The organism is Hymenobacter psoromatis (assembly GCA_001596155.1).
Lineage (GTDB): Bacteria > Bacteroidota > Bacteroidia > Cytophagales > Hymenobacteraceae > Hymenobacter.
Genome location: CP014771.1, coordinates 4,268,989 through 4,287,901, shown reverse-complemented (window position 1 = coordinate 4,287,901; position 18,913 = coordinate 4,268,989). Strand labels below are relative to the sequence as shown.

9 protein-coding genes are annotated in these 18,913 nt (G+C 61.8%); 7 read left to right on the top strand and 2 right to left on the bottom strand.

All coding sequences use genetic code 11. The annotated features are described in order from the left end of the window. Positions 1 to 273 precede the first annotated feature (273 nt). The 3 genes from A0257_18250 (at position 274) to A0257_18240 (ending at position 10,258) form a co-directional block, all read left to right on the top strand. Positions 274 to 7,950: a cell surface protein SprA gene (locus tag A0257_18250; GenBank protein AMR28846.1), complete on the top strand. Its 7,677-nt coding sequence runs from the start codon at positions 274 to 276 to the stop codon at positions 7,948 to 7,950. Positions 7,951 to 8,064: 114 nt separating this feature from the next. Then, positions 8,065 to 8,445 (top strand): glycine cleavage system protein H, encoded by a 381-nt coding sequence (locus A0257_18245; protein ID AMR28845.1) that lies wholly within the window; start codon positions 8,065 to 8,067, stop codon positions 8,443 to 8,445. A gap of 118 nt (positions 8,446 to 8,563) precedes the next feature. Further along, positions 8,564 to 10,258 carry a hypothetical protein gene (locus tag A0257_18240; GenBank protein ID AMR28844.1) on the top strand — a complete coding sequence of 565 codons (1,695 nt, stop codon included), beginning with the start codon at positions 8,564 to 8,566 and terminating at the stop codon, positions 10,256 to 10,258. A 150-nt stretch (positions 10,259 to 10,408) separates the two neighbouring features. On the opposite strand, the gene A0257_18235 is transcribed toward A0257_18240, so the two are convergent. Both A0257_18235 and A0257_18230 read right to left on the bottom strand, forming a co-directional pair. After that, positions 10,409 to 10,903, bottom strand: a complete 495-nt coding sequence (locus A0257_18235) for a hypothetical protein (protein ID AMR28843.1) — start codon at positions 10,901 to 10,903, stop codon at positions 10,409 to 10,411. A 372-nt stretch (positions 10,904 to 11,275) separates the two neighbouring features. Next, complete coding sequence (locus A0257_18230) at positions 11,276 to 12,184, bottom strand: hypothetical protein (GenBank protein AMR28842.1); 909 nt, start codon at positions 12,182 to 12,184, stop codon at positions 11,276 to 11,278. Positions 12,185 to 12,609: 425 nt separating this feature from the next. Between A0257_18230 and A0257_18225 the strand changes: the two genes are divergently transcribed. From A0257_18225 to A0257_18210, 4 genes are all read left to right on the top strand, one after another. Beyond that, positions 12,610 to 15,981, top strand: a complete 3,372-nt coding sequence (locus tag A0257_18225) for a hypothetical protein (protein ID AMR28841.1) — start codon at positions 12,610 to 12,612, stop codon at positions 15,979 to 15,981. A gap of 124 nt (positions 15,982 to 16,105) precedes the next feature. After that, positions 16,106 to 17,317, top strand: a complete 1,212-nt coding sequence (locus A0257_18220) for a hypothetical protein (protein AMR28840.1) — start codon at positions 16,106 to 16,108, stop codon at positions 17,315 to 17,317. Beyond that, positions 17,314 to 17,910, top strand: a complete 597-nt coding sequence (locus A0257_18215; GenBank protein AMR28839.1) for a hypothetical protein — start codon at positions 17,314 to 17,316, stop codon at positions 17,908 to 17,910. The genes A0257_18220 and A0257_18215 overlap by 4 nt, the downstream gene beginning before the upstream one ends. Positions 17,911 to 18,120: 210 nt before the next feature. Beyond that, a complete protein-coding gene (locus A0257_18210; GenBank protein AMR28838.1) occupies positions 18,121 to 18,912 on the top strand; it encodes an alpha/beta hydrolase in 792 nt (263 codons plus the stop codon). The last annotated feature ends 1 nt before the right edge of the window (position 18,913 follow it).

Genomic DNA, 18,913 nt, shown 5'->3' with positions numbered 1-18,913 from the left:
TGATTGCCGATTAGGGCGTTTGTCATTGCGAGCATGTTGCGCATCAAGCAAGGACGAAGCAATCGCACCAGAACGAGTCGTTCGGGTGTCGTTCTGGTGCGATTGCTTCGTCCTTGCTTGATGCGCAACATGCTCGCAATGACAAACGACTATTCCGAAAGCAACCAAATTCCACAAGAACTTACTCTTTAAGTTGGCCGCCGCCTGGCGGCCGCACCTGCTATCTGCTTGAAGCCTCTACTGTCTGTTGGTTCTAAATTTACCTGGCCGGGCGTGCTGCTCGCGGCCGCCGTGTCGGCGTCGGTGCTGCTGGCGGCCGCGTGGGCACCGGCCGGCGCGGCGGGCCGCCGCTACCCGGCCGCGTGGAGTACGTGGGTGAGCCGGCTGGGGTTGACGATGCAAGGCTTGCCGAGCCAGACCGCGCCCGGCGACACGGGCCGCTACCGGCCCAGCCGCCGGCCGCGCCTGCGCACCGTGCGCGACCGCCAGGGCAGCCGGTTTTCGCCGCGCGGGCGGCGCTCGTCGCTCATCCTACCCCTGCCCAAGAACGTGAAGTTGCAGGTGACGCCCGACGACAGCCTCAAGAACTACAATGTGCGCGAAACGGTGGGCGGCCAGATTGACTACCGCAACCCCACCATCATCTCGCAGCAAGACCTGCTGAAGTTCCAGGAGCGGCAGGCCATCAACGACTACTACCGGCAGAAGGCGATGGGCGGCGTGGCCGGCGCGCCGGCCGCGCCCGGCAGCGCGCAGGCCCAGCGTTTGATTCCGAAAATCTACCTTGGTCCCATTGCTGACCGCATTTTTGGCGGCTCGTACATCGACATTCGGCCCGCGGGCTCGCTCACGTTTAAGTTCGGGGCCAAGTACAACGTGAACCGCAACCCCGCCCTCACGCTGCGCCAGCAGAGCGTGGGTGACTTCATTTTTGACCAAAACATGAACCTGAGCCTGAGCGGCCAGGTCGGCACCAAGCTCAAGCTCACCTTCAACTACGACACCAAGGCGGCGTTCGACTTCGACAACCAGATGAAGTTTGACTACGCCGGGCAACCCACCGACATCCTGCGCAAGCTGGACCTGGGCAACGTGAGCATGCCCCTGAACAACTCGCTGATAACGGGCGGCTCGAACCTGTTTGGCATCAAGACGCAGTTGCAGTTTGGGCGGCTGGGCGTGACGGCGGTGGCCGCTACCCTGCGCGGCTCGCAGGATGAGGTGCGGGTGACCAACGGCGCGCAGAGCCGCACGTTTGAGCTGAAATCGAGCCAGTACGAGAAGGACCGGCACTATTTCCTGGCGCAGTTTTTCCGGGATAAGTACGACCAGGCGCTGCGCGGACTGCCCACGGTGCAGAGCGGCTTCGAGATTCGGCGCCTCGAAGTGTGGGTGACCAACGACAACCGCACCACCGACAACCTGCGCAACGTGGTGTCGCTGATGGACATTGGCGAGCCGCGCCTGGCGCGCCTCTACCGGCCGCAGTTTTACAACGCCGCCAGCGTGGCCACGGCCTCTACGCCGGCCCGCAACCAGGCCAACTACGTTTACCAAACCCTGACTGCCCCCGGCAGCACCCGCGACAACCTGCAGGTGGAAACGTTTTTGGGCAACCTGACGACGCCCAGCGGCGCGGTATCGCTGACGAAAGGCATTGACTATGAGCGGATGCGGGCCCGCAAGCTTACCCCCTCTGAGTATAGCTTCAACGCCCAGCTCGGCTACGTGAACCTGAACACGGCCCTGCTGCCCGACCAGGTGCTGGCCGTGAGCTACGAATATCTCTACAACGGCAAGTCTTACACGGTGGGCGAAACCCAGACTGAGTACGGCAGCAACGCCAACCAGAGCGACGTTATCTACCTCAAAATGCTGAAGGCCACCAACCCCGGCGTGGGCGTGGTGGCGGACCCGAACGTGAACCCGGACAACCCGAACCTGCTGACGCACAACACGCCAACCTGGGATTTGATGATGAAAAACATCTATCCTCTGAACTCGTCGCAGATTAACCGCGACAATTTTCAACTCCAGATTATTTACAAGGACGACATCACGGGCGTCGATTTGATTTCGCTGAAGGAAGGGCAGAATATTCGGAATATTCCGCTGATTCAGGTGCTGGGGCTGGACCGGGTGAATGCCAACAACGACCGCAACCCGGACGGCAACTTCGACTTTTTCCCTGGCATCACCATCGACCCCGACCAGGGCAAGATTATCTTCCCCAGCATTCAGCCGTTTGGCACGTATCTGCAAAATCAGTTTGCCGCCACGGAGCAGACGCTGGTGCAGAAATACGTGTACCAGGAGCTTTATAACCAGACCCAGAGCGACGCCCAGCAGATTCAGACCAAGGATAAGTTTTACCTGCGGGGCCGCTACCAGGGCACCAGCACCGACGAAATCAGCCTGCCCGGCATTGGGGTGGCGCAGGGCTCGGTGAAGGTGTATTCGGGCTCGACGCTGCTGACGGAAGGCGTAGATTACCAGGTATTTTATGACCAGGCCAAGGTCAAGATTCTGAATCCGGCCTACCTCAACTCGGCCAATGAGCTGCGGGTCGATTTTGAGAAAAACGCCCTGGTGCAGGTGCAGCCGCGCAAGCTGCTGGGCGCGCGCTTCGACTACGCCCTGAGCAAGGACGTGCTGCTGGGGGCCACGGCCATGCACATTCTGGAAAACCAGGCTCCTGGCATCAACCGGGTGAACATCGGCGACGAGCCGGCCAACAACACCGTTCTGGGGGCCGACGTGAGCCTGCGCAAGGAAAGCCGGGTGCTGACCAAGCTGGTGGACCGCCTACCCTTCCTCTCGACCAAGGAAACCTCAACCATTGCCTTTAGCGGCGAGGTGGCCAAGCTCATCGCGGGGCAGGCGCAGCTGGGAAACGGCGAAAACGGCGTGAGCTACCTCGACGACTTTGAAAACGCGCGCACGCCCTACACGCTGGGCGGCTTGGCGGCCATTCCGGCGTGGCGCCTGGCCGCGACCCCGAGTCCCATCGCGGGCAGCACGATTAATGGCCTGGCCAACGGCTACCAGCGTGCCAAGCTATCCTGGTACACCGTGGACCAGAGCTACTACACGGGCGGCCCCAGCGTGCCGACGAGTATTTCGACCTCGACGCTGGCCAACCACTACGAGCGGGGCATTCCGCGCAACGAGGTGTTTCCGAACAAAGACCTGGGCGCGACGGGCAACGGCTACGAGTACACGTTTGACATGGCGTATTTCCCTGGTGAGCGCGGGCCGTATAACTACACGCCCAATATCGCGACCGCTGACGGCAAGCACTTTACACCGCTCGCGGGCCTGCCCGATAGTAAGTATGGCGGCATTTCGCGGGGCATTACGTTCGATACGGACTTCGACAATGCCAACGTGGAGTACCTGGAGTTCTGGCTGATGGACCCGTTCATTAAGGGAAAAAATGGCCTGGCCGCCGCGCTGAACTCGGACCCGACCAACCTGGACCCGAACAACCCGGTGCCTTTCGACGACGCCAAAATCACTGGCGGCGACCTGTTTATCAACCTGGGCAATATCAGCGAGGACGTGCTGCGCGACCAGGGTCAGCACGAGTTTGAGAACGGCCTGCCGGTGCCGGGCGACACCACCGGGACCCTTAAAACTCCTTATGGCCGCGTGACGACCCAGCAGTTTCTGCTCGACGCCTTCAACGCTACCCCCGGCGCGCGGGCCAGCCAGGACGTGGGCCTCGACGGCCTGGCCGATGCGGATGAGCAGGTGTTTTTCAATAACATTCCGGGCTACGGGGCGCTGGCTGACCCATCGAACGACGACTTCCGCCACCACCTCGACCCGAGCTACGACGTGGCCAACACCCAGATTCTGGGCCGCTACAAGAACTACGACAACTACGAGAATAACTCGCCCGAAAACTCGCAGCTCAGCTCCACGGCCTACCCCGACAAGGAAGACCTGAACCGCGACAACACGATTCAGACCACCGAGCAATACTACGAGTACAAGATTTCGCTCCAGCCGAACCAGTTCACGGTGGGTCAGAACTACATCACCGATAAGATAACCAACCCCATCACGGCCAACGGGGCCGGCACCCCCGAGAATGTGACGTGGTACCAGTTCCGGGTGCCCATCCGGCAGCCTTCGCGCACGGAGGGAGCCATTACGAATTTCAAGAACATTCGCTTCGTGCGGATGTACATGACCAACTGGCAGCAGCCGGTGGTGCTGCGCATGGTGCAGCCGCAGTTCGTGGCCAACCAGTGGCGCCAATTCGCGAGCGTTATCGCCGACCCTAAGGCCGGCCCTAACCCAGGCGCGGTCACCGACGCCGACGCCTTCAGCATCTCGACGGTGAGCGTGGAGGAAAACGGCCCGTCGGCGGTCAGCTCCAGCACTACCTCCGCTATTCCGTACGTCGTGCCGCCCAATATTACCCGCGACATCGAGTATGGCTCCACGGCCGTGTCGCGCCAGCAAAACGAGCAGAGCCTGCGCCTAAGTGTGACGCACCTGCACGACGGTTATGGCAAGGCGGCTTACAAAAACCTCAGCACCAACCTGCTGCGCTACAAGCGCCTGCGCATGTATCTGCACGCGGAGAGTAACAGCGCCGACATCGTGGCCGACAGCACCGTGCGCGCCTTTTTGCGCATCGGCACCGACTACACCCAGAACTACTATGAGTATTCGCTGCCGCTGGCCATTACCAAGCCGGGAGCTACCGCGCAGCTGGACGTGTGGCCTGTGGCCAACAACGTGGACGTGGCATTTCAGGATTTTATCGACGCCAAGGCGGCGCGCAACCTAGCCCTCGTGAATGGGGTGCCGGGGGTCAGCTACACCATTCCTTATACGTACAAAACGGCCCACGGCGGAGTCATCACCATTCTGGGCAACCCCGACTTTTCGCAGGTGCAGGGCTGCATGATTGGGGTGCTGAACCCGGCCGCGAATGCGACGGACCGGGATGCCAGCGACAAGAGCGTGACGCTGTGGGCCGACGAGTTTCGGGTGTTTGACTTTGACAGCCAGGGCGGCTGGGCGGCCAACGCCCGCCTGAACGTGAAGCTGGCCGACCTGGCCAACATCACGGCCACGGGCTCGTTTATCGGCGTGGGCTTTGGCGGGCTGCAGGACAAGGCTCAGCAGCGCTCGACCAGCGACGTGCTGCGCGGCGACCTCAACGCGACGGTGGCCGCCGAGAAGTTCCTACCCTCCCAGGCGCACCTGAAGGTGCCGGTGCTGCTGCAGCTGGGCCGCCAGACCATCACGCCCCAGTATGACCCGCTCGACCCCGACACCAAGCTGAGCCAGAGCCTGCTAAAATTTCAGAACAACCCCGGCGCGGCGGCCGAATACCAGAAGCTGGTGGTGGACCGCACCACGACGCGCAGCATTTCGGTGCTGAACATGCGCAAGGAGCGCAGCCCTACCCAGACCAAAACCCACCCCTGGGACATTGAGAACGTGGCCGTGAGCTATGCCATCACCGAGCGCCTGCACACCGACGTCAACACGGCCCGCGACTACACGCAGTCGTACACAGCCGCGCTGGCCTACTTGTATCAGACCACCCCGCGCAACTACAAGCCCCTGGCCAGCTGGAAGGCGCTGGATAACCCGTATCTCAAGATTTTTCAGCAGATTAACTTCACGCCACTGCCTTCGCGCTTCTCGTTTCGCACCGACCTCGACCGGCGCTACAACGAGCGCTTTTTGCAGCGCGTGACCGACCCCGGCACGCTGCCCACCACGGCGGGCATCGCGGGCGTATTCTATAAGTCGTTCTACATCAGCCGCATTTACGACCTGAAGTGGGACATCACCAAGGCGCTCATCTTCGACTACACCGCCACCAACCGCGGCGTGATTGACGAGGGCGCGGGCCAGAGCATCGGCAACGGCGACCAGGCCATTGCCAACCGGAGCCAGCAGTGGGACAACCTCAAGCGCGGCGGCCGCACCACCAACTTCAACCAGACGGCCGCCATTACCTACCGCCTGCCGCTGGATAAATTCCCGCTCACCGACTGGATTTCGGCCGATGGGCGCTACTCGGCGCACTACACCTGGCAGGCGGCTTCGACGGCTTTAAAAGTCGCTAACCCCGACCCCAAATTTTTCCCTCCTGACTCGGTGCTGCGCCTGGGCAACACCATTCAGAACAACGCCGAGCTGAGCGCCAACGGCAAGATTGACCTGGTGAAGCTCTACAACAAGGTCAAGTTTCTCAATATTATTAATAACGCGCCGCCGGCCAACCCGCCCCGGCCGGCCCAGGCCGACCCCAACAGCCCTACCCCCCTCGGCCGGCCCAAGCCCATCGCGCCCGACACCGCTAAAAAAGACCCCCTGCGCTTCGTGAAGGCCGTGCTGCGGGCCGTGATGACGGCCCGCGCCATCAACTTTACCTATGCCCGCTCCAACGGCACGCTGCTGCCGGGCTACCTGCCCACCACCCAGCTGCTGGGGCTTGACAACCGCTTCGGCGGCCTGGCGCCGGGCCTGCCGTTCATCATCGGCAAGCAGTACCAGCCCAGCGAGCTGTATGGCTACGCTAATTCGCGCGGTTGGTACACCAGCCAGAGCCAATATCTGAACACGCCAATTTCCAACATCCTGACCGAAAACCTGACGGCCCGCACCACCCTGGAGCCGTTCCGCGGCTTCAATATTCAGCTCGACCTGCGGCGGCAGAAAGTGCGCAACAGCGAGGCTTACTACCGCCGCCAGATTGACACGACGAATACGTATTACCAGCAATATGGCACGCTGGTGCCACTCAATGTGCCTGCTACCGACCCCAACTACCTGGCCGCTACCCAGGCGCTGGGCACGGGCTCGTACAGCGCCACGACCATTACCATCAACACGCTGTTTGGTGACCTGGGGGCCAATGGCGAAACCAGCAAGGCCTTCGACCGCTTCGTGCAGAACCGGCGCTTCGTGCAGCAGAAATTGCAGGCGGCCAACCCCGTTTCCCCCACCCCGCAGACTGTGACCACGCCGGCCACGGCTACTACCCCCCAGATTCAGACCAATCAGACGGTGGGCCTCTACAGCTATAACTCGCAGGATGTGCTGATTCAGAGCTTCCTGGATGCCTACCACGGCAAGTCGTCGGATGGCTACGTGGCGGCGAAATTCAACCCGTTTGGCGTGATTCCGCTGCCTAACTGGACCATCCAGTACAATGGTTTTTCGGATTTACCGGCCATTCGCGCCGTCTTCCGCTCGTTCACCATCAACCACGCCTACTCATCGCTCTACACGATGGGCGGCTACACCACCTCGACGCAGTATGCCGCCGAGCCCGAGTTTGGCCGCACTAATAATCCCTTCCCCTACGTGCTGAACGCGACCGGGCAATACGTGCCGTACTACGTTATCGGGCAGGTGAGCATCGTGGAAAGCCTTACCCCCTTCATTGGGATTAACTTTCAGACCGTGAACAACGTAACCGGCCGGGTGCAGTATAACACCAGTCGCGCCGTGGCCCTGAACGTGACCAACGCCCAGGTAACCGAGCTGCATACTACCGAGCTGATTATTGGCCTGGGCTACGCCGCCAAGGGCCTCAAGCTGCCCTTCCGGGTGGGCGGCGAGCAGCGCACGCTCAAGAACAACCTCACGGCCCGCCTCGATATGAGCATCCGCGACAATGCCACTATTCAGCGCAGCATCCTGGGCTCGGTTGACCCCGTGCCGGCGGCGCTGGGCTCGGGCACCATACTCGGCACGGCGGCCGTCGTGGGCGACCCCGGCACCTCTACCAGCCAGATTACCAACGGCTCGCTGCAAGTGCAGCTGCGCCCCACCATCGATTATCTGCTCAACACGCGCCTCAACCTCCAGTTCTATTTCACCCAGACCATCACCCAGCCGCGCGTGAGCAATGCCTTCCGCAACGCCACCACTGAGGGCGGCGTGCAGCTGCGCTACAGCCTGCAATAGTCCGTGTGTAGGGTAAGCTTTAGCTTGCCAGGAGCACCACACGGGCGCGCCGCCGTATTTTTGCCTCACTTCCTCAACCCGGCAAGCTAAAGCTTACCCTACATTCCTTTACCCATGAATATTCCCGGCACCCTGCACTACACGAAAGACCACGAATGGCTACGTGTGGACGGCGACACGGCCACCATCGGCATCACCGACCACGCGCAGCGCGAGCTGGGCGACATCGTGTACGTGGACATTGACACGGTTGACAAGGACGTTGCCCAGCACGACGTGTTTGGCACGGTGGAGGCCGTAAAAACCGTTTCGGACCTGTTTAGTCCCATTAGCGGCACGGTGCTGGAAGTGAACAGCAAGCTCGCCGACGCTCCCGAAACCGTCAATTCCGACCCCTACGGCGAGGGCTGGCTTATCAGGATGAAAATCAAGGACCAGGGCGAAATCGCGGGCCTGCTCGCCGCCGCCGCCTACGGCGAATTGATTGGCGAGTAGCCCTTTCTGAGCCTACCTTTTTTGAACGTCATGCGCAGCTGGCGTTCGCCCCGCGCGCGATGCTGCGCGGGGCGAACGCCAGCTGCGCATGACGTTCTTTCCGTAATTCCGCCTGGCTATGAATTTCCTTACCCCCCGTTTTTACGGCATCCTGACGCTGCTCTGGATTTCCGTCATGCTGCTGCTCACGCTCACCCCGGCGCGGGACATGCCCGTTACGCCCGCCTGGAAGCTGCTTTCGTTCGACACGGCGGCGCACGCGGGCGTGTTTGCCGTGCTGGCCGGCCTGGCCTGGCTGTGGGCGCGTCACCAGCCGGGGCTGCGGGGCCGGGCCGCGGGCGTGGTGCTGGTGGGCTGCATCGCATTTGGCGCCAGCATCGAAGTGCTGCAATACGTGATGCACCAGGGCCGCCACGCCGAATGGAGCGACCTGCTGAGCGACACCATTGGGGCCGGCCTGGTGCTGCTGCTCCCGCTGCTGAAGCGGCAGCAGCCGGCGGCGCTGGCCGTGGGCGCGCTGCTGCTGGCCCTACCCCTCCACGCGCAGCCCACCGCGCCCGACCTGGCCCGCGCCCGCCGCACCATCGAAGTGCTGGCTTCCCCGGCCATGCGCGGCCGCGGCTACGTGCAACAGGGTGAGCACTTGGCCGCCGCCTACCTGCGCGGCCGCCTGCGTGAGCTGGGCCTGCAGCCGCTCGCCCCCAATTATACCCAGCCCTTTACGCTGGATGTGAACACGTTTCCGGGGAAGATGGAGCTGGCAGTAACCAATGCGAAAGGCTTGGCTAGAGGGGAAACGCTTCAGCCAGGAGTTGATTTTATCGCGGCCCCTAATTCGGGCAGCATCAAGCTGTCGTTTTCTTCCTTGTGGCCGCTTGATACGCTTATTTTTTCTAATGCTGACACGGCGGCGGCGTGGGTACGTCGGCCCTTACGTGGCACGCTGCTGCTTACCAGCCGCGACCAGGCCCAGCTAGCGCAAGCAGCGCCAGCGTTGCGGCAGCATCTGGATTCAACCGCGCAAATCGTACTCGTTTCGAAACTAACGGCCTCTTTAGCAAGCAGTCAGGCATCGGAGCCCCGGCTTGAAGTACTCGCTAGCCGCTGGCCACAAGGTAAAAACTTGGTTCACTGGCAGCTCGACGCCCAGCTCCTCCACGCCTACCCCACCCAAAACCTCGCGGCCGTGGTGCGCGGCAGCGCCCGGCCCGATAGCTTTCTGGTGGTGTCGGCGCACTACGACCACTTGGGCATGATGGGCAGCAAAACCTATTTTCCCGGTGCCAATGACAACGCCAGCGGCGTGGCACTGCTGCTGGAGCTGGCCGCGCACTACACCCGGCCCGAAAACCGGCCCGCCTACTCAGTCGCGTTTCTGCTGTTTGGGGCCGAGGAAGCGGGGCTGGTGGGTTCCAGCTACTTCGTGCGGCACCCGCTGGTGCCGCTGGCGCGCATCAAGTTTCTGCTTAATCTTGACCTGCTGGGCACCGGCGAAGAAGGCGCGACCGTCGTGAACGGCCGGGTGTACGAGGCGGCGTTTCGCCAGCTCGCGGCGCTCAACGAGGCCCGCCGCTACCTGCCGCGCCTCACGGCCCGCGGCCCGGCCGCCAACTCCGACCACTTTCCGTTTTCGGAAGCCGGGGTGCCGGCTTTTTTTATGTACACCCGCGGCGGCAGCCTCGCCTACCACGATGTGAACGACCGGCCGGCCGCGCTGTCGCTGGCGGGCTTTGCCGGGGCCTACGGTCTGGCCCGCGACTTTCTGGATGTCCAGGGTGCCCGGCCAGCCCCAATAAAAAACCCCGGCCGATAATCGGCCGGGGCTCAACCCATAAAATAATCTTATTCGTAAAAATAGACTAATTTTCTAATTCGACCTGCGCCGGACTGCTTTCGCAGGATGGCGCGGCCATTCATAACCTATTCGTCACAAATAATCGTTCACGCGGGGCTGCTTGGGCGGTTAGCTATTGGCTTTCAGCGAGGCCATAATCTTTTTAGCCAGGGGCTCCCATTCGGGCTTCTGGCGGTCGGCGCAGTTGAAGGTGCAGATGAGCAGCTTTCCTTGCACGTCGGTGAAAAACACGAGCGTGTACACCTCGTGGCCCATTTCCGGCTTCATATACTCGATAAAGCCCACCTTGCGGCTGCTCACCTCCTTCACGCCTTCGCTGAAGAAAGTAGCTTGCTTATACTGCTTGTGGTAGGCTTTGGCGAAATTGGTTTCGTACACTTCCACCATGTCCTGGTCAGCCTCGTTATCGGAGTAGTTGAAGGCCAGTGACACTAAGTTGTTGTTCGTGAAAACTACACTTGGGCGGCTGCTGGCGTGCGCATAGGTGAAGTCCATCTGCTGCTCGGTCATCACCTCAAAGCCTTTCGGAATGAGCACTTCGACGCGCTCACTCAGCACCCGCTTCTTTATCAACTCAATCTCTGCGGCCGGGCGGGCTGCCATCAGCAGGCTCGCGCAGCAAGTCAGCAATGAAAGTACTAATGTCTTCATAAGAGTATGATAAAAATGGTAAAGAGATTTTGGTCTGTCAGCGCCTTCTGGGCATCTAAGTTACACCCGGAATCCAGCTTTTGTTTAACTCGACCAACTTTAAAAAAAAGTAGCTTAGGGGCCTTTCTGATAATTATTAAATTTATTCAACCTACTGAAAATTACTAAGTTATCAGTTGTTTATTAAAGAATAAATTAATGAAACCAAGATGTTTCAGGTGTGTAAATATTTGTGGTTTTATCGGAAAATTACAGTTTTGGCGCGGAAAGATACAGTGATTTTTATTGAAAATCTCACGAAATCAACTTGCACTTTTAGTTTTCCTAGAGAATATTGTTGAGTTGTTCTTTGACTTTTTCCAACTCCTCCTTCATCCCTATTACCAGATGCTGCACCGTGGCATCATTGGCTTTTGACCCTATCGTGTTGATTTCCCGGCCGATTTCCTGGGCTAGGAAGCCCAGCTTCTTGCCCACGGCCTCGTCGGGCTGCCGGGTAGCCAGCTCGAAGTAATCAAGGTGAGCGGCCAGGCGCACTTTCTCTTCGGCAATGTCGAGCTTCTCGATATAATACAGAACTTCCTGCTCGAAGCGCGTGGCGTTGAACTGCTCGTGCTGCGTGAGGTCGGCGAGGTGGGCGGCCAGGCGCTGGCGCACGTTGGCCACGCGCTGGGGGTCGTGCAGCTCCACGGCCGCCAGCTGCTGCCGGATGGTGGCCACGTAGCCCAGAATTTCCTGCTGCAAGGTCTGGCCCTCATCCTGGCGAAACTGTTGCATGGCGGCCAGCGCTTCGGTGAGCAGCGGCTGCAGCTCGGCCCAGGTGGGCTCGTCGGCGCCGGCCTCGGTCTGGGCGGCTTGGGCCGCTTCGGAGGGGGTAGGCACCACGCCGGGCAGGCGCAGGGCCGCCAGCAGCGTCGCTTCGCCCACGGGCAGGCCCAGGCTTTGGGCGATGCGCTGCAACTCGTGAAAAGCGGCTTTGAGCGCCACGAGGTTGAGGACCGGCGCGGCGGCGGTGCTGGCCGGGCGGCTGAAATCGAGGTTAAAATTGACCTTGCCGCGCAGCAGGGCTTTGGTGATTTGCTGGCGAATCTCTAACTCGTGGGCCTGCAGAAAGCGGGGTAGGCGCAGCGTGAGGTCGAGGGTTTTGGAATTGAGCGAGCGCAGCTCGGCCGTGGCGGTGTAGCGGTCGGTGTCGCGGTGGGCCTGGCCGAAGCCGGTCATGGAAAGTAGCATGAGTATCAGGGAGCTAGCTGCGCCAGCCAGAATAAGTAGGACGAAGAAATAAGGGCCAGACCACCCAAACGGGCACATTTGGCCCAACCAGCGACCCGGCCCGATGAGGGGGGGTAGGGCCGGGCGGATGCCACGCTACACTAATTAAGAAGTGTGGGTGCAAGCCGCCAAAAGTAACGGTAAATGCCGGCCGGCCCAAAAGCTGGCAGCCCGCAGACACCCTAGCTTGGAAACCGCGCTAGCCGGCCGGGCTAGCCAGCGCAACGTTACGTCAGTGTTACGTCGCTTGCTGATTACCAACGATTTGATAACCGACAACCTGACTGGCAGGTGAAGAAGCCGGGGGACCTTTGCGGCAGCATTGGCCTAACCCCCTTTCTATGCGCACTCTTACGTTGAGCCGGACCGCTACGCGGTTGGCAATCTTGTTTATCCTGCTGCTGCTGGCCAAGCTGGCCTCGGCGCAGGTCACGACCTCCTCCCTGAGCGGCAAGGTCATTTCAGATAAAAAGGAAGACCTGATTGGCGTGACGGTGGTGGCCACCCACGTGCCGACCGGCAGCAAGCGCGGCACCGCCACCGAAACCGACGGCCGCTTCACCATCCCGAACCTGGCGCCCGGCGGCCCCTACACCGTAACGGTAACTTACGTAGGCTATAAGGAGCAGGTAATCAACAACGTATTCCTGACGCTGGGCAACACCACGCGCCTCAACTTTGAGCTGGCGGCCGAGGCCCAGGCCCTGAACGAGGTAGTGGTGGTGGGCAGCACGCAGGCCACCAAAACCGGCGCGGGCACCAACATCGGCCGCGAGCAGTTGCAGCAGCTGCCCACCATCTCGCGCAGCATCCAGGACTTTACCCGCCTCGACCCGCGCAACTCGAACAACTCGTTCGCGGGCAGCTCGTTCCGCTACAACAACATCACCCTCGACGGGGCCGTAAACAACGACGCCATCGGTTTTTCGCCCTCGCTGGGCGGGCAGGGCGGCACCAGCGGCCTGCCCGGCGGCTCGGCCCGCTCGAACCCGATTTCGCTCGATGCCATCCAGGAAATTCAGGCTTCGGTGGCACCGTATGACGTGAAGCTGGGCAACTTCACGGGCGGCTCGATAAACGCCGTGACGCGCTCGGGCACCAACGACTTCCACGGCTCCATTTACGGCTACGGCCGCAACCAGGCCATTACGGGCAAGAGCATCGACGGCACCAATTCGAAAATCGGCTCGTCGTACCATGACTACCAGACGGGCTTCCGCCTGGGTGGGCCGATTATTCAGAACAAGCTGTTTTTCTTCGTGAATGCTGAGGTTGCCCGCCGCACCGAGCCGCAGTTCTACGCCGCCGGCACGCCCGGCTCGCCCGTGACGGTGGACCTGGCCCAGCAAATCGCGGCCAAGCTCAACAGCTACACCATTAAGAACGCCGATGGCACACTCGGCACCGCTAGCTACAACGTGGGCGATTACGGTGCTTATAACATCTACGCCAACAGCAACAAGATTTTTGGCCGCCTCGACTGGAACCTGAACGACAAGACGAGCATTGCACTGCGCCACAATTTCATCAAGGCCGAAGCGACCAACCTGGAGCGCTCGGGCAGCTTGTTTAAGTTTGGCTCGCAGGACTTTACGCAGAACAACATCCAGAACTCGACGGTGCTGGAGGTAAAGTCAAACTTCTCGAACCAGTTGGCCAACAACCTCATCCTGGGCTACACCAACATTCACGATTATCGCAACCTGATTGGCGGGCAGGCCAACCTGTTTCCGGCGGTGCAGATTAACAACGTGAGCACCGACCCCACCAAGAATTACGGGGGGGGTAGCAACCAGATTTTGCTCGGCTCGGACCGCGAGGCCAGCATTTTCAACCAGCGCCAGAAAACGTTTGAAGTAACGGATAACGTGACTTTCTACGCCGGCTCGCACGCCCTCACGCTGGGCACGCACAACGAGTTTTACCACATCGACTACGGCTTCATCAACTCCTGGAATGGCCGCATTGAGTACAACAGCCCCAGCGACTTTTTGAACGACCTGCCGAGCCGTATTCGCGGCACGTATAACAAGGCCGATAACTCATACGACTACAACTATAATAACCCGTCGGCGGCGTTCAATATCAACTTTTACAGCGCCTATCTGCAGGACGAGTGGAACGTGACGGACCGCCTGAAAATCACGCCCGGCATCCGCATCGACATTGCCTCCCTACCCACCAAGCCGTCCCTGAACTCGGGCCTGGTGAACAACCCCGCCAACGACCAGCGCACCCTGAACCAAACCTACTCGCACACGGCCTGGCAGGACCTCAACAACGGCTACTTGGGCAAGCCACAGGTGTCGCCGCGCCTGGGCTTCAACTATGATGTGAACGGCAATGGCTCGGTGGTGGTGCGCGGCGGCTCGGGCATCTTTACGGGCCGGGTGCCGTTTGCCTGGTTTGGCTACGCTTACTACAACAACGGCGTGAATTTCAACTCGGTAGATTTAAACAACATTCAGACTACCGCCGCCACGGCCGGCAAGTATTACCTCAACCAGAACCCCAACAACATCTACGCCCAGCTGCCGGCCTCGTCGCAGAGCACGACGGAGGTGAACCTGATTGACAACAACTTCAAGATGCCGCAGGTGTGGCGCTCGAACCTGGCCCTGGACGTGAAGCTGGCTTCGGGCACCCGCTTTTCGGTGGAGGGTCTGTACACGAAAACCCTGGAGGACGTGAAGTTTGAGAACATCAACCTGGCCGACAACGTGACGTATTTCAACGGCGGTCCGCAGCTCAACAGCACCGGCGCCAACGGCCCCAACCTAAGCCCCCGCTACGTGGCCGCGCCCTACGGCGGCACCAAGGTGAATAGCAGCTTCTCGAACGCCTTTTTCCTGACCAACACCCACCAGGGCTACCGCTACCAGCTGACCGGCTCGGTGGGCCAGACTTTGAACACGCTGCTCGACGTGAACGTGGCCTACACCTACGGCAAGAGCTACGACATCAGCAACGGCATTCGCAACTCGCCGCAGAGCAACTGGGAATTAAACCCGGCCCTGAACGTGAACAACCCGGCCCTGTCGTACTCCAACTTCGACCTGCGCCACCGCGTGGTAGCCAGCCTCAACCTGCACAAATCGACCAACGACGGGCGCTTCACGGGCTACCTGACCTCGGTGCTGACCTACCAGAGCGGCGCGCCCTACACCTGGGTCTATAACAACAACTTCCTGGGCAACGGCCAGCAAAACGTGCAGCTGGCCTACATCCCTGGCTCGGCCAATGACATCGTGCTCGTGTCGCGGGCCAGCAGCGCGGCCGCCTACGTGGCCGAAAATAACGGCCCGCAGTACGCCGCCCTCAATAGCTTTATCAGCAACGACCCGTATCTGAGCACCCGCCGCGGCCAGTATGCCGAGCGCAACGCCGCCCGCACGCCCTGGAACAACCAGGCCGATGTGCGCCTGATGGTGGAAGCCAAACTCGGCAAGCTCACGCCCAACGAGGCGGGCGTGACGCCCACCGGCCACAGCATCCAGCTTTCGTTTGATATCATCAACTTCGGCAACTTTATCAACAGCAGCTGGGGCCGCCAGTATTTCGTGCCCAACACGTTTAACTCGACGCTGGGCACCGGCCTCACGCAGGTGGCTTTTGCCGATGCCGCCGGCAACGTGTCGGGCACCTACTCTTCTACCTTCAACCGGCCGGCCTTCACCTTCAGCAACCCCGCCACCTACTCCATCGACCAGCTGGCCTCGCGCTGGCAGGGGCAGTTGGGCGTGCGGTACCTGTTTTAGAGGGGTAGGGAATTCGCTGCTTGCGCTGTAAAGCCCGCCCTACCCAGGGCGGGCTTTACTTTTGGTGGTGGAAGGCAGTTTTCCACATAGTAGTCTCCATTTATTCACAAACCGCCGGCAATCCGTGAGAATTCTGCACCTGCCCAAGTGGTACCCGCACCGCTACGACGACCAGGACGGGGACTTTGTGGCGCGGCACGTGGCGGCTATCGCGGCGCACGGCGGCCCCGGCGGCGGGCCGGCGGCGTCGGCGGTGGTGTTTGCGGCCGTGGCGCGCGGCCCGCTCCCTACCCTTATTGCGGAGGACCACGACCTGTGCGGGCCGGTGCCCACCTGGCGCTACTACTACCGCGCCCGCCCCACCAGCCTACCCCCCCTCGACCGGCTGCTGAAGCTGGGGCTGTGGCTGGAGTGCCAGCGGCGTGGGCTGCGGGCGGTGCGCCGGCACTGGGCCGGGGCGCGGCCCAGCGTGGTGCATACGCACATCCTATTTCGGCCCGCCGCGCTGGCGTGGTGGCTGCGCCGGTGGCACGGCATTCCTTATTTGATAACCGAGCACTTGACAGCTTTTCAGCCCGGCAATGTGGAGCGGCTGGGCCGATTGCGGCGCTGGCTGGCGGGCTTTCTGGTGCGGCAGGCGGCGGCCTACACGCCGGTATCGGACGACCTGCGGCGGGCGCTGGCGGCGCTGGGCGGCGTTAATGCCCATACGCGGGTTATTCCCAACGTGGTTGATACTGAGCTATTTCACCCGCCTACTGACCCCGCTACCCGCTACGGGCTGCTCAACGTGGCGGCTTTTAATGAAAGGGCCAAAAACCTGAGCGGCCTGCTGCGCACCGTGGCCCGGCTGCGGGCCGCCTACCCCCCCCTACCCGGCCTGCACTTGCGCATTGCTGGCTACGGCCCGGCCGAGGCCCGGATGCACCAGCTGGCCGCTGACCTGGGCCTGCTGGCCGATGGCACGGTGGAGTTTTTGGGCAAGCTCACCTCGGCCCAGGTGGCGGCGGAGATGCGGCGGGCCAGCTGCTTCGTGCTGTTCTCCAATTATGAAAACCTGCCCTGCGTGCTCATTGAGGCCCAAGCCAGTGGCCTGCCCGCCGTGGCCACCCGCGTGAACGGCGTGCCCGAGCTTTTACTGCCCGACGACCAGGCCGGCCTGCTGGTGCCGCCCGCCGACGAAGCGGCCCTGGCCGAGGCCCTGCGCGCCGTGCTCACTGCCCCGGCCGGCCGCTTCGACGCGGCGGCGCTGCGGGCGCGGGCCGTGGCCAAATTCAGCTATCCGGCGGTGGGGCGGGCCTTCGGGACGGTCTATGCCCGTATTTTGGGGCAATGAACGCGCTCCGCTCCTTACTCGAAACCGCCATTACTTTGGTTGTGCTGCTGGGGCTGGCGCGCTGGGCGCTGGCGTTTTTTGGCAGGAAATCTACGTATTACCGCCCTACCCCGGCCCGGCAGCTGGCGCTGCTCACGTGGCCGCTGCTGACGGTGGGCACGGCGCTGGCCGCCGCCGGCCCCGGCCTGCTGGCCCCTACCCCCGTGGAGCGCGGCCTGGCCTGGGTGCTGCTGCTGGCGGTGCTGGCACTGGCCGCCCCAGCACTGCTGCTGCACCTGCGCTACTACACCCTCAACGCGGCTACCACGCTCATTTTTGACCCCACTGGCGGCCATCTGCAAGTGGCTCTCGATGATATATTGGCCTACGACCCGGCCCGGCACGGCTGGCCCGGCCCCGCGCCCGTGGAGTGGAGCCGCTGCCGCTGGCCGGGCGTGTTCTGGCGGCGCTACGAGTACCTGCGCCTACCCCTGCCCCAGGGCGACATCCTGCTCACCAGCCTCGTGCTCAGCGACATGCAGCCGCTGGTGCGCTACCTGCGCCACTTCGGCGTGGTGGTGCAGGAGCGGCGGCGCATTTGGGCGTGGGTGTGACGTTTAGCGAGCCATCCGCTGCGTTTGCCCTAACGCTATTCGGCAAGTCGTCAGCCCGTCCTTCCGAGCTTGCCGGGGAATCTCGCCCGTAATCGTCCGGGCCTCGTTCCACGATGCGGGCGAGATTCCTCGGCAAGCTCGGAAGGACGTTCTATTAATTTTTTCTGCTTCTTAAACAGCCTGCTTATTCCTGGCTAACTGATACTTGACATGATGTTGCACTACCTCGACCAAGGCGACGCGGCGGCCCCGCCGCTGGTGATTCTGCACGGCCTGTTTGGCACCCTCGACAACTGGCAAACCCTGGCCCGGCGCTGGGCCGATGAGGCCGGCCTGCGCGTCGTGAGCGCCGATTTGCGCAACCACGGGCGCTCGTTTCACTCGCCCGAGCACAGCTACGCGCTCATGGCGCAGGATGTGGCTGAGCTGCTCGACCACCTGGCCCTACCCCCCTCCCGCCTCACGGTGCTGGGCCACAGCATGGGTGGCAAGGTGGCCATGACGCTGGCCCTGGCCTACCCCCAGCGCCTGGCCCAGCTTATCGTGATGGACATTGCGCCGCGCTTTTCCAACATGGAGCACCAGGAAGACATCGTGGCCGGCCTGCAAGCCGTGGACCTGGGCGCCATCCAGAGCCGCCAGCAGGCCGAGGCGGCGCTGCTGCCCCACGTTCCGCAGGTGGGCGTGCGGCAGTTTTTGCTGAAAAATCTGTACCGGCGCGCGGATAATTCCTTTGCCTGGCGCATCAACCTGCCGGGGCTGGTGGCCCGCCTGGCTGATGTGGGCGAGGCGATAACTTCGGCCCAGCCTTTTCTCAAGCCGGCGCTGTTCGTGCGCGGCGGCAAGTCAGACTACATCACCCCCGACGACAAGCTACACGGCATCCCGGCGCTGTTTCCCAATTCGCAGGTGGTGACCGTGCCCGACGCGGGCCACTGGCTGCACGCCGAGAAGCCGGCGGAGGTGTTTGAGTTGGTGAAAAACTTCGTGGGCCAGCTCTGAA